General features: G+C 67.9%; 23 protein-coding genes and 1 pseudogene. 10 read left to right on the forward strand and 14 right to left on the reverse strand.

The annotated features are described in order from the left end of the window. Nucleotides 1–20 precede the first annotated feature (20 nt). The 6 genes from AC1DP3_RS16185 (at nt 21) to AC1DP3_RS16210 (ending at nt 7,846) form a co-directional block, all read left to right on the forward strand. On the forward strand, nt 21–1,670 hold the full coding sequence (locus AC1DP3_RS16185; RefSeq protein ID WP_477295050.1) for an ABC transporter substrate-binding protein: 1,650 nt from the start codon (nt 21–23) through the stop codon (nt 1,668–1,670). A gap of 75 nt (nt 1,671–1,745) precedes the next feature. Next, complete coding sequence (locus tag AC1DP3_RS16190; RefSeq protein WP_477295052.1) at nt 1,746–2,570, forward strand: ABC transporter ATP-binding protein; 825 nt, start codon at nt 1,746–1,748, stop codon at nt 2,568–2,570. After that, on the forward strand, nt 2,567–3,376 hold the full coding sequence (locus tag AC1DP3_RS16195; RefSeq protein WP_477295054.1) for an ABC transporter ATP-binding protein: 810 nt from the start codon (nt 2,567–2,569) through the stop codon (nt 3,374–3,376). The genes AC1DP3_RS16190 and AC1DP3_RS16195 overlap by 4 nt, the downstream gene beginning before the upstream one ends. Next, nucleotides 3,373–4,452, forward strand: coding sequence for an ABC transporter permease (locus AC1DP3_RS16200; RefSeq protein WP_477295055.1), 1,080 nt, complete (start codon nt 3,373–3,375; stop codon nt 4,450–4,452). Before AC1DP3_RS16195 ends, AC1DP3_RS16200 begins: the two co-directional genes overlap by 4 nt. A gap of 2 nt (nt 4,453–4,454) precedes the next feature. Next, nucleotides 4,455–5,510, forward strand: coding sequence for an ABC transporter permease (locus AC1DP3_RS16205; protein ID WP_477295057.1), 1,056 nt, complete (start codon nt 4,455–4,457; stop codon nt 5,508–5,510). Next, complete coding sequence (locus AC1DP3_RS16210) at nt 5,507–7,846, forward strand: exo-beta-d-1,3/1,6-glucosidase (protein WP_477295058.1); 2,340 nt, start codon at nt 5,507–5,509, stop codon at nt 7,844–7,846. Before AC1DP3_RS16205 ends, AC1DP3_RS16210 begins: the two co-directional genes overlap by 4 nt. Before the next feature lie 124 nt (nt 7,847–7,970). Here AC1DP3_RS16210 and AC1DP3_RS16215 read toward each other — a convergent pair whose 3' ends face one another. From AC1DP3_RS16215 to AC1DP3_RS16260, 10 genes are all read right to left on the reverse strand, one after another. Beyond that, on the reverse strand, nt 7,971–9,044 hold the full coding sequence (locus AC1DP3_RS16215) for an alpha/beta hydrolase (RefSeq protein ID WP_477295060.1): 1,074 nt from the start codon (nt 9,042–9,044) through the stop codon (nt 7,971–7,973). Beyond that, entirely contained in the window at nt 9,041–10,117 is a 1,077-nt protein-coding gene (locus tag AC1DP3_RS16220; protein ID WP_477295062.1) for a hypothetical protein, read from the reverse strand. The genes AC1DP3_RS16215 and AC1DP3_RS16220 overlap by 4 nt, the downstream gene beginning before the upstream one ends. Next, complete coding sequence (locus AC1DP3_RS16225; protein WP_477295064.1) at nt 10,114–11,214, reverse strand: hypothetical protein; 1,101 nt, start codon at nt 11,212–11,214, stop codon at nt 10,114–10,116. Before AC1DP3_RS16225 ends, AC1DP3_RS16220 begins: the two co-directional genes overlap by 4 nt. Next, nucleotides 11,199–11,978 carry a hypothetical protein gene (locus tag AC1DP3_RS16230; protein ID WP_477295065.1) on the reverse strand — a complete coding sequence of 260 codons (780 nt, stop codon included), beginning with the start codon at nt 11,976–11,978 and terminating at the stop codon, nt 11,199–11,201. Before AC1DP3_RS16230 ends, AC1DP3_RS16225 begins: the two co-directional genes overlap by 16 nt. Beyond that, nucleotides 11,978–13,609: a phenylacetate--CoA ligase family protein gene (locus AC1DP3_RS16235; RefSeq protein WP_477295067.1), complete on the reverse strand. Its 1,632-nt coding sequence runs from the start codon at nt 13,607–13,609 to the stop codon at nt 11,978–11,980. Before AC1DP3_RS16235 ends, AC1DP3_RS16230 begins: the two co-directional genes overlap by 1 nt. A gap of 308 nt (nt 13,610–13,917) precedes the next feature. Then, a complete protein-coding gene (locus AC1DP3_RS16240; RefSeq protein ID WP_477295069.1) occupies nt 13,918–14,673 on the reverse strand; it encodes an SDR family oxidoreductase in 756 nt (251 codons plus the stop codon). Nucleotides 14,674–14,766: 93 nt separating this feature from the next. After that, a complete protein-coding gene (locus AC1DP3_RS16245) occupies nt 14,767–15,195 on the reverse strand; it encodes a sigma-70 family RNA polymerase sigma factor family protein (protein WP_477295071.1) in 429 nt (142 codons plus the stop codon). Beyond that, nucleotides 15,192–16,085: an RNA polymerase sigma-70 factor gene (locus AC1DP3_RS16250; RefSeq protein WP_477295073.1), complete on the reverse strand. Its 894-nt coding sequence runs from the start codon at nt 16,083–16,085 to the stop codon at nt 15,192–15,194. The genes AC1DP3_RS16245 and AC1DP3_RS16250 overlap by 4 nt, the downstream gene beginning before the upstream one ends. A gap of 109 nt (nt 16,086–16,194) precedes the next feature. Continuing rightward, nucleotides 16,195–16,656: a MarR family winged helix-turn-helix transcriptional regulator gene (locus tag AC1DP3_RS16255; RefSeq protein ID WP_477295075.1), complete on the reverse strand. Its 462-nt coding sequence runs from the start codon at nt 16,654–16,656 to the stop codon at nt 16,195–16,197. Between the two features lie 61 nt (nt 16,657–16,717). Further along, on the reverse strand, nt 16,718–17,647 hold the full coding sequence (locus tag AC1DP3_RS16260) for a sigma factor (protein ID WP_477295076.1): 930 nt from the start codon (nt 17,645–17,647) through the stop codon (nt 16,718–16,720). Between the two features lie 209 nt (nt 17,648–17,856). Between AC1DP3_RS16260 and AC1DP3_RS16265 the strand changes: the two are divergent. The 4 genes and pseudogenes from AC1DP3_RS16265 to AC1DP3_RS16280 all read left to right on the forward strand — a co-directional run bounded on the left by AC1DP3_RS16265 (nt 17,857) and on the right by AC1DP3_RS16280 (nt 21,509). Then, nucleotides 17,857–18,845, forward strand: a pseudogene (locus AC1DP3_RS16265) (alpha/beta hydrolase). Between the two features lie 40 nt (nt 18,846–18,885). Next, complete coding sequence (locus AC1DP3_RS16270) at nt 18,886–19,629, forward strand: alpha/beta fold hydrolase (protein WP_477295078.1); 744 nt, start codon at nt 18,886–18,888, stop codon at nt 19,627–19,629. A 74-nt stretch (nt 19,630–19,703) separates the two neighbouring features. Continuing rightward, nucleotides 19,704–20,630, forward strand: coding sequence for an alpha/beta fold hydrolase (locus tag AC1DP3_RS16275; protein WP_477295080.1), 927 nt, complete (start codon nt 19,704–19,706; stop codon nt 20,628–20,630). A gap of 123 nt (nt 20,631–20,753) precedes the next feature. Next, the gene (locus tag AC1DP3_RS16280; protein WP_477295082.1) at nt 20,754–21,509 is read left to right on the forward strand and encodes an SDR family oxidoreductase; all 756 of its coding nucleotides are present in this window, start codon (nt 20,754–20,756) and stop codon (nt 21,507–21,509) included. On the opposite strand, the gene AC1DP3_RS16285 is transcribed toward AC1DP3_RS16280, so the two are convergent. The 4 genes from AC1DP3_RS16285 to AC1DP3_RS16300 form a co-directional block, all read right to left on the reverse strand. Then, nucleotides 21,506–22,006 (reverse strand): PaaI family thioesterase, encoded by a 501-nt coding sequence (locus tag AC1DP3_RS16285; protein ID WP_477295084.1) that lies wholly within the window; start codon nt 22,004–22,006, stop codon nt 21,506–21,508. The genes AC1DP3_RS16280 and AC1DP3_RS16285 overlap by 4 nt on opposite strands. A gap of 140 nt (nt 22,007–22,146) precedes the next feature. Next, nucleotides 22,147–23,898, reverse strand: a complete 1,752-nt coding sequence (locus AC1DP3_RS16290) for an adenylyl cyclase (RefSeq protein WP_477295086.1) — start codon at nt 23,896–23,898, stop codon at nt 22,147–22,149. A gap of 132 nt (nt 23,899–24,030) precedes the next feature. Next, nucleotides 24,031–25,011 (reverse strand): fumarylacetoacetate hydrolase family protein, encoded by a 981-nt coding sequence (locus tag AC1DP3_RS16295; RefSeq protein WP_477295088.1) that lies wholly within the window; start codon nt 25,009–25,011, stop codon nt 24,031–24,033. Nucleotides 25,012–25,074: 63 nt separating this feature from the next. Then, a complete protein-coding gene (locus AC1DP3_RS16300) occupies nt 25,075–26,016 on the reverse strand; it encodes a C-terminal binding protein (RefSeq protein WP_477295090.1) in 942 nt (313 codons plus the stop codon). Between the last annotated feature and the right edge of the window lie 44 nt (nt 26,017–26,060).

Below are 26,060 nucleotides of genomic sequence, written 5' to 3' on the forward strand. Positions count from 1 at the left end.
TCCACCATCAAGGAGAAGCAATGAGGCTCAGAACAACCCTCGCCGCCGCCGGCATCGCCGCGGCGCTGGTGCTCACCGGCTGTGCCGGCGGGGGCGCCGACGACTCGTCCGGAAGCGCGGCGCTCACGATCGCGAAGCCTGACGGCGCGATCACGACCGAGTCGAACAACCCCTATCTGGGCGACTCGTCTGCAGCGAAATACGCGTACCGCATGGTCATCTTCGAATCGCTCGCCCTCGTCAACCCGACCGGCGACCTGGGCACCACGCCCTGGCTGGCCGAGTCCGTGGAGTGGAACGACGACTACACGCAGCTCACCGCCGTCGCCCGGAGCGGCGTGAAGTGGAGCGACGGCGAAGACTTCACCGCCGACGACATCGCGTTCTCGTTCAACCAGGTCCTGGACGGCAAGCTCAACGACACGAACGCGCTCGACCTCAAGAGCGTCATGGTCGACGGCGACACCGTCACGATCGACTTCAACAGCTCCAAGTTCACCCAGCAGGCTCGGGTGCTGCACTTCCAGATCGTGCCCGAGCACATCTGGAAGGACATCGAAGACCCGAACACCGACCCGCTGACCGGCGAGGGCCAGGTCGTGGGCACGGGCCCGTACGTGCTGGACTCGTGGACGACCGAATCGGTCACCCTCACGGCGAACCCGGACTACTGGGGTGGCGAGCTGTCGGTGCCCGAACTGAACTACGTGTCGTACGGCGACAACGCCGCCCTCACCACCGCTCTCGTCTCAGGCGAGGCGGACTGGGCGCAGGCGTTCATCCCGCAGATCGAAGACAGCTACCTGGCGGCCGACGAGGACAACCACTTCCTCGCCTCCCCCACGGCCGGCGCGGGGACGCTGTTCATGAACCTGCAGACGAAGCCCTTCAACGACCCGGCTCTGCGGCAGGCGCTGGCCTGGACGATCGACCGCCAGGCCTACGTCGACATCGCCCGCGAAGGCGCGAGCGAGGCGATCTGGAACGTCACAGGTCTCGGCGCGCTGCTCCAGGACGAGATCATTCCCGAGTATGCCGATCAGAGCTACTCCGTCGACGTCGAGAAGGCTCGCCAGATCCTCACCGACGCCGGTTACACCTGGAAGGACGACAAGCTCGTCGACCCCGACGGCGAGGCCGTTTCGTTCTCGATCTCGGTCCCCGCAGGCTGGAGCGACTGGAACACCGAGCAGGCGCTGATCGCCGAGGAGCTCAAGGAGGGCCTCGGCATCGAGGTCAAGGTCGACCAGCCCGACTGGGGCGGCTGGGATGCCGCACGTCAGGAGGGCACCTTCCAGGCGATCATCCACTGGCTCGAGGACACCGGCAACGCCTATGGCCTGTACACCTCCACCATGGACCCGAAGTGGATCGTCGACGACAAGGCGCAGTTCGACTTCGGACGCTTCGACGACCCGGCGGTCACGGCGGCACTGAACACCTACGCGAACGCATCGTCGGACGCCGACCGTGCGTCGGCCATCGCCGTGATCGAGAAGGCGTTCGTCGACAACGTGCCCGCCATCCCGCTCGGAGCTCACCCGCTCCTCGGCGAGTTCAACACCCGCAACTACGTCGGGTGGCCGTCGGAATCAGACCAGTACGCCTCGGCCGATCCGACGCAGCCGGCGATCGTGCAGATCCTCACCAAGCTGCAGCCCGCCGAATAATGCACCGCTGACGGGGCGGATGCCGCGCATCCGCCCCGTCAGCATGCCACCCTCCACGAAAGCGAACCAGCAACGATGCACGATCCGCTGCTCTCCGTCCACGACTTCTCGATCGTCTACGACGTCGATCCCCCGGTGCGAGCGGTCAAGAACGTCACCCTGGAAATCCAGCGCGGCGAGATCCTCGGGCTCGCCGGCGAGAGCGGGTGCGGCAAGACCACGCTCGCGTACGGCCTGCAGCGACTGCTCAAGCCGCCGGCCGTCATCACGAGCGGCTCCGTCGTCTTCCACGATGCGAGCGGCGAAAACGTCGACATCAGCGGCCTCGACGCCGAGGAGATGCGCCGCTTCCGCTGGGACAAGATCTCGATGGTCTTCCAGGGGGCGATGAACTCGCTCAACCCGGTCGCCACGGTCGGGTCGCAGCTGGACGACGTCTTCGAGGTGCATCGCCCCGAGCTCAGTCGTTCACAGCGACGCGAAGCGGTCGACGAGCTGCTGGAGACCGTCAAGGTCGGTGCGCAGCGCTACCGCTCATACCCCCACGAGCTGTCCGGCGGCATGCGTCAGCGTGTGATGATCGCGATGGCGCTCGCACTGCGTCCGCAGCTCATGGTGATGGACGAGCCCACGACCGCCCTCGACGTGCTCGTTCAGCGCGAGATCCTGCGTCAGATCTCCCATCTGCGCCACGAGTTCGGCTTCTCGGTGATCTTCATCACCCACGACCTGCCGCTCCTGCTCGAGATCAGCGACCGCATCGCCATCATGCGCGAGGGCGAGATCGTCGAACTCGACACGGCGGAGCGCATCTGGACCGATCCGCAGGACCACTACACCCGGACGCTGCTCGCGTCGTTCCCACGACTCACCGGAGAGAGAGGGGTGGTCCTGCGATGACCGTCCTCGAATTCGACGCCGTCACCAAGGTCTACTCGGTCCGCGGCGCCGGCCAGAYCAAAGCCCTCGACGACGTGAGCTTCACGCTCCACTCGGGCCAGACGATCGGCCTCGTGGGCCAGTCCGGCAGCGGCAAGTCGACCATCGCGAAGATCCTCACCCAGCTGGAGTGGCCCACGAGCGGCGAGGTCCGTCTCGGCGGGGAGCCGATCCCCCGTCGGGGAAAGGGTCTGCGCGCCTACCGGCAGCAGCTGCGCATGGTCTTCCAGGACCCCTTCGCATCGCTCAATCCCTATCACTCCATCCGCTACGCCATCCAGCGGCCGCTTCAGCTCGACAAGGTGGTGCCGAAGGACCAGCTGGATGACGAGGTCTACCGTCTCCTCGACAGGGTGCGTCTGGACGCCGACAGCGTCATCGACCGCCGACCGCACGAGCTGTCGGGCGGCCAGCGTCAGCGCGTCGCGATCGCCCGCGCGCTCGCGTCCCGCCCCGCCATCCTCGTCGCCGACGAGCCTGTCTCGATGCTGGACGTGTCGATCCGGCTGGGGGTGCTCAACCTGCTGGCGGAGCTGCAGCGCGAAGAGGGGCTCGGTGTGCTCTACATCACCCACGACCTGGCGACTGCGCGTCACTTCAGCGACGAGATCCTTGTGCTCAATCAGGGTCGTGTCGTGGAGCGCGGCCCCGCAGACGACGTGATCCTGCGTCCGCAGAACCCGTACACGCAGGAGCTGCGCGCAGCATCCCCCGATCCCGATTCCTTCTTCGCCCACGCAGGCGGCATCCTCGGAGGTGGAAAGTGAGCGCGGTCGCGCCCCAGATCCCCGCGCCCGACTTCGACGCGATCGAGGCCGGAACGACGGCGACCAGAGCCGTCAAAGGCCACTCGCGGATCCCATGGCGCTTCATCGGCGGACGGGCGCTCTTCTACCTGTTCACGCTGTGGGCGGCGATCACGATCAACTTCTTCCTCCCGCGCATGATGAAGGGCGACGCCGTCAGCGCGTACCTCGCCCGCAACCGCAATGTCACCCCGGAGGCGGCCGAGGCGCTGCGCGCTCTGCTCGGCCTCGACACCGATACGTCGCTCTGGCAGCAGTACCTCGACTACTKGGCCATGCTCCTGCGGGGCAACCTGGGCATCTCGCTGCTCCACGGCATGCGGCCCGTGACGGAGGTCGTCGGCCAGTCGCTGATCTGGACGGTGGCGCTCGTGGGCTTCGCCACGCTCGTCGCGTTCGCGATCGGCACCATCGGCGGCGCCATCGTCGGCTGGCGTCGCGGCAGCCGGCTCGACGCGCTCATCCCTATCACGACGTTCCTCAGCACCATCCCCTATTTCTGGCTCGGACTGCTCGCCATCTCGGTCTTCTCGGTTCTCCTCGGCTGGTTCCCGATCGGCAAGGCGTATGGGGTCGGGGTGAAGCCCGAATGGTCAGCGGAGTTCATCGGCGACGTCCTCCATCACGGTTTCCTCCCTGCCGCGACCATCGTGCTGGCATCGATCGGCGGCTGGATGCTGGGCATGCGCAACATGATGCTCACGGTGCTCGATGAGGACTACGTGACGGTCGCGCATGCCAAGGGCATGCCGAACCAGCGTGTGCTCTGGCGGTACGCGGCGCGCAACGCCGTCCTGCCCCAGATCCAGAGCTTCGCGCTGGCCCTCGGATTCATCGTCGGCGGCACGATCGTGATGGAGGTGGTGTTCAGCTACCCCGGCGTCGGCAAGCTGCTGCTCGATGCCACGAACGCGAAGGACTACGCCCTCATGCAGGGGGTCTTCCTCGTACTCACGATCTCAGTGCTCGTCGCGAACCTCATGGCGGATGTCGCCTACGGATTCCTCGACCCGCGCACGCGCCAGACGGAGGCCTGAGCATGGACACCATGGTCAACGACAACACGACCAAGGGCGCCGCGAACGCCCCCGCGACCGCGAACGTGCGGACCGCCTCCCCCGGCAGCGCATCCCCGCGCAAGAAGCCGACGTACTGGTCCCGGCTCGGCTCCGCCTTCGCGATGTTCAGCAACGGCAAATCGATCGCGGGACTGTCGATCCTCGGGTTCTTCGTGCTCGTCGCGATCTTCGCCGACGTCCTCGCCCCGTACTCGCCGACCAAGGTGGACAACACGGCGCGGTTCCAGCCGCCCTCGGGCGCGCACTGGCTCGGCACGACCCACATCGGCGAGGACGTGCTGAGCCAGGTCATCTACGGCACGCGCGGGGTGATCGTGGTCGGCTTCCTCGCCGCCATCATCGCCACCGTCATCGCGATCGTCGTCGGCGTGACGTCGGGCTATGTCCGCGGGTGGCGCAGCGAGGGCCTGTCGGCGCTCACCAACGTCTTCCTGGTGATCCCCGGCATCCCGCTCATCATCATCGTCTCCACCATGTTCGAAGACCCGCCGCTGTGGGTCATCGCGACGGTGCTGGGTCTCATCGGCTGGGCGTGGGGCGCCCGGGTGCTGCGCGCCCAGACCATGTCGCTGCGCAGCCGCGACTTCGTGCTGGCCGCCCGCGCCAACGGAGAGCCGCTGCGCCGCATCATCACCGTCGAGATGCTCCCCAACCTCATGGCGCTCATCGCCGCGAGCTTCGTTGGCACGGTGACCGCGGCGATCATCGCCCTCACGACGCTGTCCTACATCGGGATCATCCCGGTGACGACCTACAACTGGGGCACGATCCTCAACTGGGCCAGCGCGCAGGGCGCCTTCCGTCAGGGCCAGTGGTGGTGGTTCCTCCCTCCGGGCCTGTGCATCGCCGCCATCGGCGTCGCGCTTTCGCTCATCAACTTCGGCATCGACGAGTACGTCAACCCGCGCCTGCGTTCGGCGGGTGAGCGTGCTCGCGCGATGAAGAAGAAGGGCATGAACGTCAACGACACCGTCACCGTCGTGCGCCCCGACACGACGACCCAGGAGAACTCGTGACCACGACGCTGCCCTTCCGCGATCCGGCGCTTCCCGTCGACCAGAGGATCTCCGATCTGCTCGGCCGGATGACCCTCGAGGAGAAGGTCGGCCAGATGATGCAGCTCGACGCGCGCGACGACCTCGAGAACGAGGTGCTGCACATGCACTCCGGGTCGATCCTGCACGCCTCGCCCGAGCGCGTGCTCCGTGCGCGCGAGCTGACCGGCCGCACGCGTCTCGGCATCCCGCTCCTGGTCGGCGAGGACTGCATCCACGGCCACTCGTTCTGGGAGGGATCGACGATCTTCCCGACTCAGCTCGGCATGGCCTCCTCCTGGGATGCTGAGCTCGTCGAGCGGGTCGCGCGGGCCACCGCCGTCGAGGTGTCCGCCACCGGCATCCACTGGACGTTCTCCCCCGTGCTCTGCATCGCGCGCGACCTCCGCTGGGGACGGGTGAACGAGACGTTCGGCGAGGACCCGTTCCTCATCGGCGAGCTCGCCTCGGCGATGGTGCGCGGCTATCAGGGCGGCGGCCTCGACGACCCGACTGCGATCCTCGCCACCGCGAAGCACTTCGCGGGCTACTCCGAGACACAGGGCGGGCGCGACGCCAGCGAGGCCGATATCTCGCACCGCAAGCTCCGGTCGTGGTTCCTGCCCCCGTTCGAGCGGGTGGCGAAGGAGGGATGCCGCACCTTCATGCTCGGCTACCAGAGCACCGACGGCGTGCCGATCACCGTGAACGACTGGCTGCTCAACGATGTGCTCCGCGGAGAGTGGGGCTACACCGGCACCCTCATCACGGACTGGGACAACGTCGGCCGGATGGTGTGGGAGCAGCGCATCCAGCCCGACTACGCCCACGCCGCAGCGGCGGCCGTCAATGCCGGCAACGACATGGTGATGACGACTCCGGGATTCTTCCAGGGCGCGATCGACGCGATCGACCAGGGACTGCTCACCGAGGACGCCCTCGATGCGGCGGTCTCCCGCATCCTGCTGCTGAAGTTCGAGCTCGGGCTCTTCGAGAACCCTCGGCTTCCGGATGCCGGAGCCATCGCCGACGTCATCGCGAACCCCGCGCACACGGCGCTCAATCTCGACGTCGCCCGTCGCTCGCTGGTGCTCCTGCGCAACGAGGGCGTCCTTCCGCTCGCCGGCGGACTCGTCGCGGACGAGTCCGGGCGAGCGCTGCCCAGCCCCGACGGTCCGAGGCGCGTCGCCGTCATCGGCCCACTGGCTGATGACGCCCAGACGCAGCTCGGGGACTGGGCGGGATCGTCCGGACAGGTCGACTGGATCCCGAACGGCCACCCGCGGGAGATGATCATGACCGTCCTCGACGGTCTGCGCGCACATGCGCCCGCGAACTGGGAGATCGAGTACGCGCGCGGCGCCTCGATCCTGACCCTGGAGGAGGACCCCGAGGGCGCGCTCCTCCCGGACGGGCAGCCCCGACCGCAGGTGGTCATTCCCGCTGCTCCGGATGCCGAGCTCATCGCCGCGGCCGTCGCCGCCGCCCAGCGCGCCGACTACGCGGTCGTCGTGGTCGGCGACCGGATCGAGCTCGTCGGCGAAGGCCGATCGACCGCGACGCTGGAGCTCATGGGCGGGCAGCTCGCGCTGCTCGAGGCGCTCGCGGCGACCGGCACCCCGCTCGTCGTCGTGCTGCTCGCGTCCAAGCCGCATGTGCTTCCGGCGCCCGTGACGGACGCCGCGGCGCTCGTCTGGGCGGCCAATCCCGGCATGCAGGGAGGCCGAGCTGTCGCCGAGCTCCTGCTCGGGCTGATCGAGCCGAGCGGCCGCCTGCCGATCTCGTTCGCGCGACACGTCGGACAGCTGCCGATCTACTACAACCAGATCCGCGGTCAGCACGGCAGCCGCTACGCCGACCTCACCCAGAGCCCGCAGTTCGCCTTCGGCGAGGGCCTGTCGTACTCGACCGTGGACTACTCGGAGCTGCAGATCATCGGTGCCGATCTTTCGATGACCGGCACCGTCCGTGCCCGGGTGACCCTGCGCAACACCGGCGACCGTCCCGCGCACGAGATCGTGCAGGTGTACGTGCGCGACAGCGTGACGTCGGTGAGCTGGGCCGACAAGGAGCTCAAGGCCTACCGGCACGTCGATCTCGAACCAGGACAGGTCGTCGCGGTCGAGATCGCCCTGCCGGTCGCGGACTGCACCATCGTGGATGCGGCGGGCCGCCGAACCGTTGAACCCGGCGACTTCGAGCTGCTCGTCGGCCGGTCTTCGCGCGACGAGCATCTGCTCGCGGCGGTGTTCACCGTGTCGTCAGAGTCCGCGGTCCACGATCGGGAGCTGGGCGAGATGGCGGTCGAGCGCGCCTGACGGCCGGAGGGGGAGGCGGCCGGACCGCCCAGACACCACGAACCGCACGGGGCCGGTCGAGGACCGGCTGAGCATCCGGCGAGTGCCCTGGGGCACAGCGTCCTCGAAACCCGCACCCGGCGCTTCAGGGTCGCAGCCGCTCCCGGAGGAATCGCGCCAGCGACTCCGACGCCGGCCCCGACGCACGGGAGAGCCGCGGGTAGGTGACCCAGCCGTGCGGGGCGGACGGGAAGCGCTCGACGGAGGTCGGAACGCCGTCGTCGCGCAGTCGCTCCGCGTAGGCGATGCCCTGGTCGCGGAGCACGTCGTGATCGGCGATCTGCACAAGAGCCGGCGGCAGCCCGATGAGGGTGGCCGCGGCCAGCGGTGCGGCGAGCGGATCGGCCGACCGTTCGGCTATGCCGGCCTCGCCGCCGAGGTAGTGCCGGAGGAATGCGACCATGTCGGCGCGGAACAGGACCGGCTTGTGGGCGTTCTCGATCATCGCGCCGTCGTCGAGGGTTGTCGAGGTCACAGGGTAGACCAGGCCCTGGGCCAGGAGCGGCGGAGTGCCGGGCTCGGTGACCGCGCCATCCCTCAGGGCCAGGGCGACGTCGGCCGAGAGGTTGCCGCCGGCGCTGTCGCCGAAGACGGCGAGACGTCGATCCGTGCCGAGGTCGTCGGGATGCGCAGCGACCCATCGCACGGCGGCGAGCGCGTCCTCCACCGCGGCGGGGTACGGATTCTCCGGCGCGAGACGGTAGTCGACGGCGACGACGGCGATTCCGGCGAGAGCCGCCACGCGGCTCGGCAGCCAGTCGCAGGCGTCCAGTCCGCCGAAGAGGGTCCACCCGCCACCGTGGAAGTAGACCGCGACCGGAAGCGGAGCCGATGCGCTGCGGGGCCGATACAGTCGCAGCCGCAACGCGCCGCCTGGCCCGTCGATGCTGAGGTCCCGGGTGTCGACCGCTCTGTGCCGCACACCGAAGACCCAGCCCTGCACGAAGCGCGGCAGATAGGTCATCGTCTGGTTGTGTGCGATGTCCTTCGCGGTCATCGTGCTGATGTGCATCGACCGCGAGTGCCCCATCACCCAGCCGAGCAGTCGTGTGCGCAGCGCGATGCGGGTGGTGCGGTCAGGGATGGCGGGACGGACGCGCCCGGCCTCGAGGTCGCCCCTGGGTCGATCGTCCGCGTCCGACAGGTGCGCGTCGCTCATCGCGCATCCGTCAGGCGCGGGGACACCGGCACTTCGCCGAGCGCCCGGCCGACGGTGAACACGGCCAGCGCCACCTCGGAGCGGCGCAGCCCGAGACGCCGCCGAAGCCGCCCGTGCGCATGCGGGGAGTCGATGATCTCCGAGTGCGGCGAGACCACACCCCCGAGGGTATGCACGTGCAGCCAGAGCCGCTGCAGCTGGCGGCCGGCTTCGAGCACGGTCGGCTCGGGCGCGCCGATCCGGCTGTCCATCGCCTCGGTCGCACTCGGCAGGTCACCGCCGAGCTTGCGCGCGTCCACGACGAGAACGATGTGGCGCGGACCGGAGCCCGCCCTGACGGGCGGCAGTCGCACCGACCGCTCGATCCCCTCCAGCGCGCGCCCGACCGCCCCGCCGACGGCGATCGCGGGGTCCCGCAACCGAGAATGGCGCGTGAACGGAGTGACAAAGGCCGCGAGCGGCTTCGGAATCATCAGCATGCGCTCGGTCATGCCGTCGCGACGGTAGTTCGGATGCTCGGGGCTGAGCCGCAACCAGTGCACCAGTTCCTCGGCGACTCTTGGCCGCGAGGCGATGTACGCAACGCCGAGGCGCACGAGGCGCGTCATGGCTCCGTCATCGAGTTCGCGCACGTCCAGCCACGGCGGCAGCGCGGGCGGGGTCCAGTCCAGGGCGCCGAGAGTGCCCCGGAAGACGCGGCGCGCGAGCACGTCCTGCACTGTGTAAGGCGAGGCGCTCGGTACGTCCAGCACCCGGATGCGCAGCACCGGGTTCTCGGGGTCTGCCGGCCCTTCCAGCGGCAGCTCGTCGAGCCGGCTCAACGCATCGAGAGGTTGCACGTCGATCGATCGGCCGTCCGCGGCGGCGGCGACCGCAAGACTCTCGCACCACGCCCCGAGCGCGAGCACCAGGTCGCGGAACGACGGATCACCCGCCGGCAGGGTACGCGCGGGCACGACGGCCACCTCGACCGTGTCGGGGCCGACGATCCTCGGCGCCCACGGCTGCGTATTGTGCGCGGAGGGCGAGCGGCTCGCGATCTGCAGCAGGGCGGCGATGTCAGCGGCGCTCATGCGATCCTCCGGGAGTAGAAGGTGTAGCCGTGCAGCGGCCTGCCGCCGAAGCGCTGGAATTGCCGTGCCGAGCCGATGTTCTCGCGGCCGACGTACGTGCTGCGCAGCCGCCGGTAGCCGCCCTCCGCAAGATTCGACTGCAACTGCCGACTGAGGAGGGTCAGTATGCCGCGGCCCTGCCGCGCCGGGTCGGTGCCTTGGATGATCAGGATCGCCTCGCGCCTATAGCGCGCGCGTGTCATCAGCAGCTGCAGTTGGCGGTGCAGCCGCATCCGTCCGCCGATGCGCTGCATGTAAAGGGTGATGTCCGGCACGACCAGAACGAACGCGACCGCCTCCCCCGAAACGACGTCGCGTGCCAGCAGCAGCAGGCGCTCGTCGAGCAGGTAGGCGAGCCCGTCGGTGGCGGCGGCCATCTCGTCGGGCGTGATCTCCGTGTAGTACGGCAACGAGGCGAAGGAGCGATTCAGCAGCGCGAGCAACTCGGGGATCACCTCCGCGACGCGCCGCCGCGAGCCGTATTCGAGGCGCAGACCTGCGGCCTCCCACTCCTCGGCGGTGACGCCCGGCGTGCTCCCCGTAGGCACAACCCACGTGTCCGACTCCCACAGTCGCTCGAAGCCGGCCGCCTCGTAGATGACCGGATAGCTCGCGGGATTCCAGGCGGAATCGACGAAGCCGCGTTCCGCGAAGCCGCTGGTGATCACTCCCCCAGCCTGGTTCGGCAACAGCGAGACCGGGCCCACCAGCTGCTGCGTCCCCGCCGCCCGCTCCTCGATCGCCGCGAACAGGGTCGTCGCGGCCTCGGGGTCGGCGAACTCCGTCGCGCCGAACAGCAGCGAGGGCGCCCCCAGTCGCGCATCGAGCCGGGGGTCCGTGTGCACCGTGGAGCGGGCCACCACCCGGCCCTGGGCATCCCGCACCAGGATGAGCTCGATCCTCTTCGGATGCGGAGAGCGACCGGTCCACCAGGCACGCAGAGTCGACTCCAGGAGCGGCACGGCGAGGGCCTCTGGATGCAGGCGCAACGGCAGGTCGACGAAGTCGCGGAAGGCGCGGCGATCGGCGACCGTCTCGACGATCACGGATGCTCCCATGCCGTGTTCGCATCCGCGCTGTCCTCTGCGACCAGAAGGCGGATGAACCCGGCCGTCGCCCAGCTGGTGCCCTCGACGATCCACTGCATCAGAAAGCGGTGCTCGGGCATTCGCGCGAAGACGAGCAGGGCGTCGCGGTCATCGAAGAAGGCGATCGTTCCCAGTGCCCATGGACCCGAGCCGTACACGCCGTGCCAGACGTAGCCCTTCATCCGCCGCATCTTCGCGAGCATCGGATACCAGGTGCGGGCGAGGACAAGCAGGCTCCTCGGGCCGCGGTAGCGCGTGGCGCCGATGAAGAGCGAGCCCCCCTCGACGGGGCTGCGCGGTGGCCCTGCGGGCCCGCGTGGCCGGCGACCCTGCCGGCCGGGTCCCAGGGGGCGGCCGCCGGCGACCTCGGGCGGGATCACTCCCCGCTCGCGCTCGCGGGTGACGGGGGTGAAGGTCGGGATGTGCGTCATGGTGGGGCCCTCGGCCCGCCAGACGCCGTTCGAGTAGCCGCTCGGCTCGGCGCGGTAACCGCGCGTGCGTGCATCCGTCACCGTGGCAGCGAAGGCGAGCATCGCCTCGCGGTTCGTGAAGCCGATCAGCATCCCCCGGTGGCCGGCGACGCGGTAGCCGTGATCCCACAACCGGGCCGGATCGCGACGAGCGGTGCGGAGCTGAGAGCGCACCCAGCCCGCATCTCCTGTTTCGCTGTCAATGACGAGCATCGCCTGAGCGCGGGCCTGGGGCGGCGCCTTCGAGAAGTCTGTGGAGCGCATCAGGCGCGCTTCGCATCCGTCTGGTCGAGATCTTCCTTCTGATCGAACGTGTAGGCGTTCTTGATCTTGATGTTTCCGCCGACGAATGGCCCGGTGCCGTGTTCGTGCACTTCGATCCGCACATCGCGGGTGGTGGGATCCTCCGCCAGCGACTGCGCGATGTCGCGGGAGACCCGAGCGAGGTGCGAGAGCACGCCCTCCGCCGCCCGCCGGCGCAGATCGGCTCGGTCCGCCTCGTCGAGCGCACTGCCCTCGCGCAGCTGCAGGTGGATGATCGGGCGCTGCTCGAACCCGCCGATCTCGAGCAGCCCCAGCTTGAACGACTCGATCGCGCTCGCGTACGGGTTGTCGAGGTAGAGGCCGTTCTCGACGTCGATCGGATAGATGTTCGCGCCCATGTACGAGATCGTCGAGTCCTTGCGCCCGAAGAGCAGCACGAAGGGCAGGCGCATCCGCTGGATCGTGAAGGCGCGTTCGTAGCCGAAAGCGAGCCGCGGATGCCGGCCCACGAGCGCCTCCATACTCGGGAAGTCGACGATCATCGCCTCGTCGCCGATGTTGTACCGGGTCTTCGGGCTCATGATGTCGGTCGAGTTGAGGGTGACCAGCAGCTCGCCCTGATCGGTCGTCTCGAGGAAGGTCTCGAGCGGGTTGTACTGGAAGATCATCGGAATGCGGTTCTCGGCCGCACCCAGAACGTCCTCTCGCAGGGCCGGGGTGTTCGCCAGAGCCCGGCGGAGCCAGACGGTGAGGTCACTCTCGCCGGCCATGCCGATGGTGAGATCAGAGGCGCCGTACCCGGAGTAGACGCGGTTGAAGCGATCCTCGAGGTAGTCGCGCAGTCCCTCCGTCAGCGCTTCGCCGCCGACGAAGCCGTTGAGCGTGTACCGCTCCCAGTCGAAGCCGGGCTCGGCGTCGAGCCGGTCGCGAAGGTGCTTGAGGAACGGCGGATACGCACTGATCACGTAGACGTATCCGGGTCCGAAGAACAGCAGGGTGTCGACGATCTTCTCGATGTCGGGACCGGTGTTCTTGACCATCGCGATCTTGGACATTGCGATCCCCGTGTTCGTCCCTGTCGCCCAGGCGCCCATCGAGAACGCGTTGATCGCGAAGAGTTTGCGGGCGCCGAAGATCTGCGTCACGTAGCCGGCCACGTTCTTATGCACGGTGTTCAGCTCGCGCCTGGACCGCAGCCAGTTGTACGGTGTGCCGGAGGATCCGCTCGACTCGTCGACGACCGTTCCGATGGTGTCGATGCGGCCGTGCCAGCAGCGCTGCGCCTCAGGATAGGCGTTCACGTACTCGGTCTTCGAGGTGGGCCGGTAGTCGTCCAGGCGCCACCGGAACCGGAAGCCATTCGCCTGCTGATACGCGCGGTACGCCGGCACGTCGAGGTACGCCTGCTGGCAGACCATCCAGGCGTTCAAGCGCGCGAAATTCTCCATCCACGGCTGATAATGGCGCGCCGTCCAGCGCCACACCGCCGGATGCACGCGGTACAGCCGGTAGGCGACGGTGACGACCGCGGTCGCGATGCGCAACAGGGCATATCGGAGGGCGCTGCTGCGCGGCTCGCGGGCCGAGATGACCCCGGCGTGAGCTGGTTCCGACTGCATCGCATCGGTCACCGCATCGTCCCCCCGCCGATCACACTATCCCGCCGTGCAAGATCAGATCAGTCCAATCCGGCACCAGCGATCACTCGTCGTTGGGGGCCGCTGATATGGACCGGAGTCCCGCCGAAACGTGCGAGGCCGATCGTCGCTGCACCGGGCACTGCCGTTTGCGGCGGGCCCCTCCTCGGTGCGGTGGGCCGGTTCGAGAGTGTCGGGGCGCGTCCCATCCAGCGCGTGGGAACCACAGCCCGCCCGGGAGGGGCGAGGGCTGTGGTTCCCACTGATCGCTGAGGACATGCCGCCCTTGATCGAAATGACGGCTAGCTGCGGGGCGGGTTCGCGGGGAGCCACTCCTCCAGGCGGGTCTCGAAGATCTGAGCTCCGTCGACCGGCAGCAACGTCCGCTCCTCGATCTGAGCCCCGTAGTAGCCGGCCTCGTCGTCGCGGAGGACGGTCCGCGGATCGCGGCGGAAGGTGAGCCCGCGGCGGATGAACTCGTCGAGGCCGAAGGCTTCGGGCCCCGCGACCTCTACGTCCCCCACGGGGCTACCCGCAGCCGTGCGGGCCACCGCGGTCGCGACATCCTCCGCAGCCATCGGCTGGATGAGGGCGCCGGGGAGTCTGACGGTCTCGCCCTCGGTCGAGACGTCAGCGATGCTGCCGAGGAACTCGAAGAACTGGGTGGCGTGAACGAGCGAGTAGGGGACGCCCGATTCGCGGATGAGCTTCTCCTGCGCGACCTTGGCGTGGAAGTACGGGATGTCCTGCGGCCGGTCCGTCCCCACGATGGTGAGGGCGACGTGATGTCCGACGCCGGCAGTCCGCTCGGCCTCGATGAGGTTGGTGGTCGATGTCGTGAAGAAGTCCAGGACCGCCTTCTCCTCGAACGACGGCGAGTTCGACACGTCGACGACGACATCGGCGCCGGCCAGTGCCTCTGCCACGCCTTCTCCGGTGACGGTGTTCACCCCCGTGTTCGGCGACGCGGCCACCGCCTGATGACCGTGCTCGGTGAGCTTCGCGACCACTTTCGACCCGATGAGACCTGTGCCTCCGATGACGATGATCTTTGCCATGTCCTTGCCTTCCGGTTCTCGAGCGCGCGGATCGCACCCACACAGATGACAAGKACCGAACGGCGGTTGTGACGGATGCCGGAACGCGGCGCTTCAGGTCCTGTTCCAGTGGGCGAGCTTGTCCGGGTTGACGATCGCCCAGATGTGGGTGACGAGGTGCGCCCGCAGGGCGACGGCGATGATCCCGACTACCCGGCCCTCCGAGCGGACGAGGAGGCCTGCTGCGCCGTTGACGTCGTGCAGGGCCAGTGTGCGGCCGGGAAAGGAGTCGAGCAGAGACAGCAGGGCGTGCGCGACGACCACCGGGCCGGCGGCCGGTGCCGACGATGCGCCCAGGAGGGCCGACGCTCCGGCATCGGTGGTGAGCGTCGCCGTCTTGCTGAGCAGAGCGGCGATGCCCTGTGCATCCGCGGAGTCCGCAGCATCCCTCAGAGCGCGGACGGCATCATCCGTACGGCGGGTGCGGTCTGTTCGTCTACGGGCCGCCCAGCGGCGAGGAAGGAGGCGTCGCCACGATGTCATGCTCCGGCAATCGCGACATGCTGCAGCTTCCCGGGGCTCATGATCCACAGGAGCCGCGTGATTCCGTGGGGCGATGACGTGAGCGTCAGCAGAGTGGTGACGGATCCGTTGTCGGACAGGGTCACGGCCTGCTGGCCGTTCACCTCGACCCAGTCGATGGACTTGCCCGTCCAGAAGTGACTCGAGAAGGCGGCGACGAACTTCGCGACGCGAGTCGAGCCGACCACAGGGATGCGGGCGGCGAGCCGGACGCCGTTCCCGTCCGTGTAGCTGGTGACGTCCGAGGCGAAGAGCGCTTCGAGCTGGGTCGTGTCGCCCTTCTGGGCGGCGGTGACGAATGCCTCGAGGAGCCGACGCTGCTCGCTTCGGGATGCGGCGATCCGGCGTTCCGAAGCCAGGTGCTTCCGCGCCCGGCTGAGGAGCTGCCGGGCCGCCGCCGGCGTGGTCTGGAGGATGTCGGCGATGCGCTCGTACGGATAGTCCAGGGCTTCGCGCAGCACATAGGCGGCACGCTCGGTCGGGGTGAACTTCTCGAGGAGGATGAGGATCGCGTACTGCAGCGCCTCACCGCGCTCGGCGCCCAGCGCGGGGTCGTCCTCGGTGTTGACCGGTTCAGGGAGCCAGGGGCCGACGTAGGTCTCCCGGCGCACACGGGCCGACTGCAGGATGTTGATCGACAGCCTGGTCGTGATGGTCGAGAGGAATGCGGCCGGCTCGTGAACGCTTTCGCGATCGGTGGTCTGCCACCGGATCCACACTTCTTGGAGGACGTCCTCCGCATCCGCGACCGTGCCGAGCATGCGATACGCGATGCCGAAGAGCCGACGGCGGCACTGCTGGAAGGCATCCGTGGCCGCGTCGAGATCGGTTTCCTCTGGGTTGACGGTCATGCCGATCGCGCCTGCCTTCCTGGGTCACCGGGAGGGGCGCAACGCATCCTGGTGCACACCTCTCTCTATTGACAGCGCAGGCGGCCGATCTGTGACACATCCGGAGAATTCAGTCGGATGCCGAGCCCTTCGCGGCATTCGCGACGATCGACTGCAGCACGGAGAGCGCGGCGTCCGCCGCCTCCGGGGTGAAGCCGAAGGTATCCGTGATGACCTGGTAGATCCGCGGGGCGTGGACACGCAGCCCATCCCCCTCCGCGGTGAGGGCCACGATGACCGACCGCTCATCCTGCGGATTGCGTGTGCGGGTCACCAGGCCCTGGGTCTCCATTCGCTTGACGAGGGGCGTGATCGTTCCATAGTCGGACCGGAGCCGCGTGACGAGCTCACCGACGGGCAGATCGCCGTGTTCCCACAGCATCGCGAGGACCAGGTACTGCGGATACGACAATCCGAGCGGCTCGAGCAGCGGCCGGTAGACCGAGGTGACGGCACGGAAGGCGGCATGCAGGTTGAAGCACACCATGTCGTCGAGCGCCACGACGGGCGGTGCGGAGGGCTTCTGGGTCACGGCTCGAAGCTAGCACGCGTCCCAGTCAATAGGGCGCGAGGTAATCGCGACGCAACCGGACCTATTGGTGCACGTCCGCCAGCTGCCTCTCTGCACGTTCGGGCGCGATCGCCTGCAGCTTCCCCGGATTCATGATCCACATGATCTGCCCGATCGCGCCCGCCTCGACCGTGACCGTGAGCATGGCGAACACCCGCCCGCCCCGCAGCAGGAGGGCGGCCTCCTGCCCGTTGGCCTGCACCGGCTCCAGCGTCACATCGCTCCAGAACCACTGCGACACCCCGAACAGGAACCGGACGAGCGTCTCGCGACCCCGGATCGGGCGACGAGCGGTGCGGTGGACGACGCCACCGCCATCCGTGTAGCTCACAGCATCCGCCCCCAGCATGCCTTCCAGTGCCGCGGTGTCACCGCTGCGTGCCGCGTCGAGGAATGCCCGGAAAAGTCGCCGCTGGGCATCCCGGCTGACGCTGCGCCGGACGTCGCCGGCGAGATGCCTGCGGGCTCGGCTGACGAGCTGCCGGGCGGCCGGCTCGGTCGTCTCGATGACGTCGGCGATGCGGGAGTACGGATACACGAACGCCTCGCGCAGGACGTAAGCCGCTCGCTCCATCGGCGTGAGGCGTTCCATCAGCAGCAGGGTCGCCAACTCGAGCGCTTCGGCACGCTCGGCGCCGAGCGTGGGGTCGCTGCTCGTGTCGACGGGGCTGGGCAGCCAGGGTCCGATGTAGGTCTCCCGCCGCGCGTGCGCGCTGTTCAGCACGTTGATCGCCAGCCGGGTCGTCGTCGTCGCGAGGAAGGCGGCCGGTTCTCGGACGGCGGCGCGATCGCACAGCTGCCACCGCACCCATGTCTCCTGCAGGACGTCTTCCGCATCGGAGGCATCGCCCAGGATCCGGTACGCGATGCCGAACAGCATCCGCCTCGATCGCGTGTAGGCCTCGACGTCGGGATCGTCATCGGCATGTGCGGGGCGAGGGTCCGTGGTCACTTCGACTCCGTTCGTGGGCTCTTGAGAAGGAGATTACCTCGTGTACTAGCAAATAGGAAGCGCTTCTTCGGAACCCCGGGCGGTTGTCGCCGCGTTGACGGATCGTCATGTCACACCGGCGGCCCGTCCCCGGTCTTCCTTGCAGGCTCTCCGCCAACCGGACGAGCCACCGCACCGCCCACCCGTCACGACAGACAGAAGGAACCGACATGCTCGATCACACTCTGCAGCCCGAGGCCCAGGCGTTCGCCGACCTGACCTCCACGCCACCGTTCCTCGCCGACCTCGGTGTGGAAGGTGCCCGCCGGCTCCTCGACGATGTGCAGGCGGCACCGGTCGATAAGCCCGAGGTCGAGGAGGAGTGGCTGACCGTGCCGGCGGATGTCGGGGACGTCCGCGTCCGCATCGTGCGCCCCGTCGGCTCCACAGGACTGCTTCCTGCTGTGCTCTTCGTCCATGGCGGAGGCTGGGTCCTCGGCAACGCCGGCACCCACGACCGCCTCGTTCGCGAGATCGCGGCGGGAGCGGAGGCCGCGGTCGTGTTCGTCGAATACGACCGGTCACCCGAGGCGCAGCATCCTGTCGCCATCGAGCAGGCGTATGCCGTCGCGCAGTGGATCACGCGGGAGGGTGGCGGGAAGGGGCTGGATGCTGGGCGCCTCGCCATCGCCGGAGACTCCGTCGGCGGCAACATGGCGGCGGTCGTCGCGATCCTCGCGAAGCGGCGGGGGGATGTCGCGTTCATCCACCAGTCGCTCTACTACCCCGTCACCGATTCCGCCATGGACACCGGGAGCTACCGGGAGTTCGCCGAGGGATTCCACCTGCGCGCCGACGCGATGGCCTGGTTCTGGGACTGCTACCTGCCCGACCCGAGGCCCGAAAGGACATCACCGCGTCGCCGCTGCAGGGCTCGCTCGAGGAGCTCACCGGCCTGCCCGAGACCTTCCTCATCGTGGACGAGAACGACGTGCTCCGCGACGAGGGCGAAGCCTACGGACGGAAGCTGATCGAAGCGGGTGTGCGCACCACGCTCGTCCGCTACGACGCCACCATCCACGACTTCATGATGCTCAACCCGCTCCGCCCCTCGGCCGCGACCACTGGCGCCGTCGAGCAGGCCATCCACATCCTGCGCAAGGCCTTCGCACGCGAGCAGGCCGTCCTCGCACCGCGCAGCGTCTTGGCCGACGCCTGAACGCCCACTTCACCACCACACACACCGGAAGGAACAGATCATGACCGAGCAGAAGCCCACCATCGTCCTCGTCCACGGCGCCTTCGCCGAATCCGCCTCCTGGAACGGCGTCATCGCGCGCCTGCAGGAGCGCGGAGTCCACGCCATCGCGGCCGCCAACCCGCTGCGCAGCCTCTCCGGCGACGCGGCCTACATCCGCGACGTCGTCGCCTCCGTGGGCGGCCCGGTCGTCCTCGTCGGCCACTCGTACGCGGGAATGGTCATCACACAGGCCGCCGCAGGCAGCACCGACGTCGTCGGCCTCGTGTACGTGAACGCCTTCGTCCCCGAGACGGGGCAGAGCGCGTTCGACCTCTCCACGAGCGAGCCCGGCAGCACGCTCGGCGACGCCCTCGCCGCGTATCCGGTCGCGAGCGGCGGCAACGAGTTCGTGATCCGCCCGGAGCTGTTCCACGGCCAGTTCGCCGCGGATGTGCCCGAGGATGTCACCGACATCATGGCGGCGACGCAGCGCCCGGTGACCCAGGCGGCGCTGTCCGAAGCGCTCACCTCCGACCGTCCCGCGTGGAAGGACATCCCGTCCTGGCACGTCTTCAGCGATCAGGACCGCAACATCCCGGTCGCCGTCCACCGCGGCGGCGCGGCGCGGGCCTCGTCCCGCGGCACGACCGAGATCGCCGGAGGCTCCCACGCCATCTCGGTCTCTCAGCCCGACGCCGTCGCGGCCACGATCGCCGAAGCCGGCAAGGCCTACGTCCCATCGCTGGCGACGGCCGCCGCCTGAGCAGACAAGCCTGGTGATGCCCCGGGGCGGGTGCGGTCCCCGGGGCATCACCTCCTTCCGAATGGAGCACCCTCATGACACTTTCGACGTTCCCCATCGAATACGTCCGGGCGGGAGAACTGGATGTCGGGTACGCCGACGAAGGCGACCCGACCGCCGAACCGGTCGTGCTCCTGCACGGCTTCCCGTACGACGTCCACAGCTACGTCGAGGTGGTTCCCCTCCTCGTCGACGCCGGATATCGGGTCCTCATCCCGCATCTGCGCGGTCACGGCCCCACTCGGTTCCTCAACGACGCTGTCCGGTCGGGTCAGCAGGCCGCGTTGGGAGCCGATCTGCTGGCATTCCTCGACGCGCTTCACCTCGAGCAGCCCATCCTCGCGGGCTACGACTGGGGAGGACGGGCCGCATGCGTGGTGTCAGCGCTGTGGCCGGAGAGGGTGGGGGGACTCGTGTCGGTGAATGGCTATCTCATTCAAGACATCCTGGGATCCGGCATCCCGCTCCGCCCTGATCTGGAGGCCGGCTTCTGGTACTTCTGGTACTTCGCCACGGAGCGCGGCCGCGCCGGACTCGAGCGCAACCGCAGGGCGATCGCTGAGGTCATCTGGCGGCGCAACTCGCCCGAGTGGGCGTTCACGGAGGAGGAGATCGCGCGGGTCGCGGCCGCGTTCGACAATCCGGATTACGTCGACGTCGTCATCCACTCCTACCGCCATCGCCTTGGCCTCATCGCCGGCTCATCCCGCTACGAAGACATCGAGCGGCGTCTCGCCGAACAGCCGTCGATCAGCGTGCCGACCATCACCCTCGACGGAACGGCCGACGGGAACTTCCCCGCGACGGACGGGTCACAGCACGATCATCTGTTCACCGGGCCGCGGGAGCACCGACAGGTTCCGCACGCAGGCCACCACCTCCCGGCCGAGGCACCGCGAGCATTCGCCGAGGCGATCCTCGACGTCGCCGAACCCCCGGGTGACGGCGCGGGAACCCCCTGACTTCTGTGCGACCAGCCCACTGCAATCGACCATGACCGTCACAAGGCGGCATCCTCCCTTGTCTTCTCTATACAGCGAACCCACCACCGGCCGACCAGATCGGCCCTGCACAAGGAGAAGGACATGAGAATCACCGTGATCGGCGGAACCGGCCTGATCGGCGCCAAGGTGGTCGCTCAGCTGCGCGCGAAAGGGCACGATGTCGTGGTGGCCGCGCGGGCGACGGGGGTCAATTCGTATACCGGCGAGGGTTTGGAGGACGCCCTCAACGGCGCTGAGGTCGTGATCGACGTCTCCAACTCGTCGTACACCGACGAGGCGGCCGCCGTGGAGTTCTTCTACGGGTCCACCATGAACCTGCTCACCTATGGCGACGCTGCTGGAGTCGGGCATCACGTCGCGCTGTCGGTGGTCGGCACTGACCGGCTCGCCAGGGCCCAGGGAGGCTACTTCATCGCCAAAGACCAGCAGGAGCGACTTCTCGCGGCCTCGCGACGGCCGTTCTCGATCGTTCACGCGACGAAATTCTTCGAGTTCATCCGCAGCATCACCGATGCCGCGATGAGAAGCGGTGTCGCGCACGTCGCGGACGTGCTCATCCAGCCGATGGCGGCGGACGATGTCGCAACCGCCGTGGCTGACACCGCTCTCGGCGATCCGACGCATGGTGTCAGAGAGTTCGCGGGACCCGAGGTCTTCGAGCTCGCCGAGGTCTCCCGGCAGGACCTGCGCTTCCGGCGCGACGACCGCGAAGTCGAGCCGGATCCACTCGGCACCTACTTCGGCGCTCGTCTCGCACGCCGCGACCTGCTGCCCGAAGCGACGGCAACGATCGCCCCGACGCCCTTCCACGTCTGGCGAGTGCAGTCGCCAGGCTAGTGCTCACCCGACAGCACGAGCAGCGAACTGGTTGCCGTGGCGACGACCCCGCCGCTGGCATCCGTGATCTCACCCTCCGTGAAGATCACCCGCCGTCCGGGCTTGACCACTCGTCCGGTCGCGTGCAGAACCCCCGACGCGTGGGTGATCGGGCGCAGGTAGCGCACATTGAGGTCGACCGACGTGTAACCGACCCCGGCGGGCAGGGTCGTGTGCCCCGCGCACCCGAGCGCGGAGTCCAGAAGGGTGCAGGCCAGGCCGCCGTGCACAGCGCCGATCGGATTGTAGTGGAACTCGGCGGGCTCGCATTCGAAGACGGCAAAGCCCTCCCCCACCTCGACGAGCGTGAAGCCCATGAGGTTGGCGATCGGCGGCGGTGGGATCCGTCCGTAGATCATGGCCTGCAGCGCCTCGAGCCCGGTGCCGGCGCTGCGCGCCTGGGTGAGGGCCTCGGCCGGGTCAGACCAGTCGAACGTGCGGGAGCGGGAGTCGGTCATGGTCGATCTTCTCGCAGGAAGCCGTGCCTGGCTCGTTTTCGACGCAGGCGGCGAGGCGATGCATCGATCGGGCTTACGCCCCTTGATGGGGTACACGACCCTTGAGGCGTCGGATGAGCTGCACGGTACCGGCGCGCCAGCTAGCACCAGTCCACTCGAGTGACCGCGGTCATGCCCGGCACCAGAGAGTTCGGTGACGTGGCGTCGACGGACGGCCCAGTCGTGTTGATCACATGGTCGATGGCGCCGGCGACGATGATCGCCGACGATAGCGCCGTGAACCTCACGTGATCCGCGACGGGTGCTTTGACCGCCGCGGACACGCGAATGTGCGTGGGAATGGGATGCGAGAGCCCGGCGAAGAAGAGGCCGTAGATCGCCAGTCCGGTCCCCTGGTGACTCTTGACTCCCGGGGCCACCACGTAAGAGGGGTGCCCGTTGCTTTCGCCGTCCATCCACTCCTCCTGGGCGGGAACGTCATACGGGAACTCGCTCTGGTAGTAGATGGTGGTGCCGAGTTCGCCGTTCCAGACCACCTGGTTCTTCTGGAAATGCTCGACCATGAGTCCGGTCGCGGTGACGTTCCTGCCGTTGACCACTAGTCCGTATTCGGCCAGGTTGCTCGTCCACCCCGCTCCCGCACCGTGGTCGGCGCGCCAGATCCAGCAGTCGTCGAGGATGACGTTGTCGCTGTTGATTTCCAGTGCGACACGGACCTGTCCGGTGGTGCGGCCGCCGACCCGGACGAAGACATCGCTGAGCAAGGTGGGTTCGGCAAGTTCGAGAGGGCGTGGATTCGTGCTTTCGCCGACGCGGATCAGGATGTCGGTGCCGGTGCYGGCATCCACGGTCACCGCAGAAATGATGACGCCGTTCACGTCTCCCACGGTGAGGGCGCTGACTCCCGGAGCGGGCGCGAGGGTCGCGAATCCCAATCCGAGGATGACGGTGTCGTCGCGATCGACGAGGATCGGCGCCTCGAGAGGATAGATGCCGGGCGTGAGGATCACATTCTTGCCCGCCCCGAGYGCCGCATTGATGTCGGCGGCCGTGTGCTCGGGGTTTGCAATGAAGAAGGCGTCAAGCGGGAGGGCGATGCCATCCTGCGGCCCGGTTGGCCAGTGCGTGCCGGACGACTTGTACTTCACGTGCGGCACGAACACCTTGTAGGCGTCGTCATCGTCGATCATCAGGAACGGTGCCTCACGCGATGTGGGAGTGTGCGGAAGGCTTGTCACCCCGTTGCCGACGAAGTCGGACGGTGGGGCTCCATCCACGCCGGAGAAGACGGTATTCACACCAATGCCGTCCCACGCACCGATCGAACTGTCGCGCGTGTACCACTGCGCTTGAGCGGGACCGACCGTCGCATCGCCACTGATCACGGTGCCGTCGATCCGACTGTTGATCATCGTCGACCCGAAGGCATTGCTGGGAACCTTCCCGGTGAGATCGAGGCTCCCCTTGACGTGGACACGTCTGAGTGGCGTGGCCTGCGAAACCGCCCAGGTCATCGTGTGAGGATCCGCGACCCCGTGCGGCGACTCGCTGGTCGCGTCCACCCCGACCGGCCGCTGGATGGGATTGATCGCGATATTGCTCAGGGATCGGAAGAAGTTGGTGAGGGTGTCGCCGGGATCCACGTGCAGGGCCCCATTGATCAGGACGTCGTCGGGTGACTGGCCGAGGCCGGCTATCGCCGTGTAGTAGCCGACGGTGGCATTGACGATCCCCTCAGCGTGCATGGGATCGTCTTGCCCGGATGCCTCGCCGTAGGTGCCGGGTCTGAAGAATACCGCGTGCCGGCCGTCACCGAACTCACTGTCATCCGCGACGCTCAGCAGGTACGCATTGATCTCGTCGACCGGGGTGTCCGGGGCGAAGATCTTCACGTTCGGCCCGAAATCYGGGTCCGCATACCGGGCCGCAGTCGTCTCCTGCTGTTGTTCGTCGATCTTGTCACTCCCGTTGAAAGAGATCCTGCGTAGTGGTGCGCTCGTCTGCATGCACTTGCTGCTGTTCGTCTAGCCGAACGGAGCGACGCATCGATTGGTCTGAGTGCCCAGTCCAGTGATGGTTGCTTCGATGACGTCCCCGGGACGCAGCCAGCGGTTCCCGTGGTGGCCGGCGTTTCCGGCAGGGGATCCCGTCAGGATCATGTCCCCGACCGATAGGTGGGCCCGGTGGGATGCGTAGCTCACGCACGCCTCCACGCCATGGATGATGTCACTGACCGACTCGTCCTGCATGGTTTCGCCATTGACTTGAAGGGTGAGGTGCAGGCGGCGGTAGTCCTGCACGAATCTCGCCGGAAGGATGATCGGTCCAGTAGGGAAGTAAGTGGGACGGTTCTTAGAGGTCACGAAGTCGGTGAGGGGGAAGTCAGGTCGCGACATGACGTCACGCACGGTGATGTCATTGCTCATCACATACCCGGCGACGTGACTCATCGCATCCTCGCGCGGGACTCGGTATATCGAATGCTGGAGGATGACCCCGAGTTCGATCTCCCAGTCGTGCTGCTCGCCGGGAGACCACAGGACGATGTCATCGCGTGCGCCGGAGACTGCGGATGGCAGACCAACGAACATGAAAGGGTCAGAGCGCGTCTGCCGCTCGACCGTCTGAAGCGCGAGATCCCGGAGCTCTTCATCCGACCGCGGATCACCCGAGTTCCGGAAGGTGCTCACCACGATCTGCTGAACGTGTCGTCGATAGTTCGCTCCCGCACAGAGGATCTGCCCGACGGGCTGGACAGGCGGCAGAATCTCGACGTCGGCGACAGAGCGCCCCTGCGGCTGGGTCAAGATGAACTCCGCCAACGCATCCAGGGATGCGTCCCAGTCGCCGAGGAGGTCACGCAGGGTCGCATTGCGCCCGACCACCGGCCTGGCGTCATACACCGTGCCGTCGCGGAGCACTCCCGGGAATGCTCCGCCGGAATCGGCGAAGGTACCGACTCCGAACGCCTCGGTCGCAACAGCGGAGGAATCATGATGGGTCATAGCGTTGTCCTTTGCTTCTCGAGCCAGCCATCCAAGCGTTCTTGTCCGCAGGGGCTTGCGCGATCATTGGTTCACGACGCTGACCGGTGTCCTGCCTGTCAGGACGTCGACCACGCTTTGTGCCGCCTGCTCAGCCAGTGAGGCGATCGACTCCCGCGACGAGAAGGCCGTGTGCGGGGTGGCGAGCAGGCGGGGCTGTGCGAGCAGGGGGTGTCCAGCTGGAAGGACTTCGGGCTCGAACACGTCGATTCCTGCTCCGGCGATCCACCCGAGCGTCAGTGCACGCTCCAGAGCGCTCGGGTCGACGACGCCGCCGCGCGCGGTGTTGATCAAGTAGGCGTTGGGTTGCATCGCCTGCAGGAAGTGTTCGTCGACCATATGGGCGGTAGCTGGGGTGAGAGGAACGTGCAGCGACACGTAGTCCGATTGGCCCAGCAAATCGAAAAGCGAAAGGTCGCCCGTCGGAGCCGAACGAGGGTGGTGCATCAGCACCCGCATGCGGAGAGCCTCACAGCGTTCCGCCAGCGCGGAGCCGATGCGGCCGCCGCCGACAATTCCCACTGTGCGCCCGCGGATTCGTCGAGTGCCGAGGTCGGCCCGGAGCCGCCAGTCGTTGTCTCTGACGGCGCGGTCGTATGTGGGAAGGCCCCGCTCGAGGGCGAAGATCATCGCGAGCACGTGCTCGGCTACCTCATCGACACAGTATGCCGGGACGTTCGTGACCGGTATCCCACGGTGGGTGGCGGTGTCGACGGCGATGTTGTCGACGCCGACGCCGTAGCGGGCAACGACCTTCAGGGTGTCCGCCGCGGCATCGATGACCGCGGGAGTGACGTGAGCGAAGCACGTCATGATCGCCGATACCCCCTGCGCGAGTCGTGCGAGGTTGTCCTCGTCAGCGTTCGGCGCTTCGATGACCTCGGCGCCGATCTGCGAGAGCACTCGCCGTTCCACTGCGGTGTCCTGCCAGGTGTAGTCGGTGATCAGAACCTTGGGTGCGGTCACCGGCCTGCGCCTCCCCCGAGGGCGGCGCGGCCTGCGAACACGGC

Source organism: Microbacterium sp. P5_B6 (assembly GCF_056400345.1).

Bases quoted from the DNA above. Each gene is read 5' to 3' on its own strand.
- AC1DP3_RS16225 (WP_477295064.1), bottom strand. From the start codon at position 11,214: ATGGGAGCATCCGTGATCGTCGAGACGGTCGCCGATCGCCGCGCCTTC.
- AC1DP3_RS16185 (WP_477295050.1), top strand. From the start codon at position 21: ATGAGGCTCAGAACAACCCTCGCCGCCGCCGGCATCGCCGCGGCGCTG.
- AC1DP3_RS16220 (WP_477295062.1), bottom strand. From the start codon at position 10,117: ATGAGCGCCGCTGACATCGCCGCCCTGCTGCAGATCGCGAGCCGCTCG.
- AC1DP3_RS16215 (WP_477295060.1), bottom strand. From the start codon at position 9,044: ATGAGCGACGCGCACCTGTCGGACGCGGACGATCGACCCAGGGGCGAC.
- AC1DP3_RS16245 (WP_477295071.1), bottom strand. From the start codon at position 15,195: ATGACATCGTGGCGACGCCTCCTTCCTCGCCGCTGGGCGGCCCGTAGA.
- AC1DP3_RS16275 (WP_477295080.1), top strand. From the start codon at position 19,704: ATGACACTTTCGACGTTCCCCATCGAATACGTCCGGGCGGGAGAACTG.
- AC1DP3_RS16205 (WP_477295057.1), top strand. From the start codon at position 4,455: ATGGACACCATGGTCAACGACAACACGACCAAGGGCGCCGCGAACGCC.
- AC1DP3_RS16250 (WP_477295073.1), bottom strand. From the start codon at position 16,085: ATGACCGTCAACCCAGAGGAAACCGATCTCGACGCGGCCACGGATGCC.
- AC1DP3_RS16280 (WP_477295082.1), top strand. From the start codon at position 20,754: ATGAGAATCACCGTGATCGGCGGAACCGGCCTGATCGGCGCCAAGGTG.
- AC1DP3_RS16240 (WP_477295069.1), bottom strand. From the start codon at position 14,673: ATGGCAAAGATCATCGTCATCGGAGGCACAGGTCTCATCGGGTCGAAA.
- AC1DP3_RS16285 (WP_477295084.1), bottom strand. From the start codon at position 22,006: ATGACCGACTCCCGCTCCCGCACGTTCGACTGGTCTGACCCGGCCGAG.
- AC1DP3_RS16190 (WP_477295052.1), top strand. From the start codon at position 1,746: ATGCACGATCCGCTGCTCTCCGTCCACGACTTCTCGATCGTCTACGAC.
- AC1DP3_RS16295 (WP_477295088.1), bottom strand. From the start codon at position 25,011: ATGACCCATCATGATTCCTCCGCTGTTGCGACCGAGGCGTTCGGAGTC.
- AC1DP3_RS16270 (WP_477295078.1), top strand. From the start codon at position 18,886: ATGACCGAGCAGAAGCCCACCATCGTCCTCGTCCACGGCGCCTTCGCC.
- AC1DP3_RS16230 (WP_477295065.1), bottom strand. From the start codon at position 11,978: ATGCGCTCCACAGACTTCTCGAAGGCGCCGCCCCAGGCCCGCGCTCAG.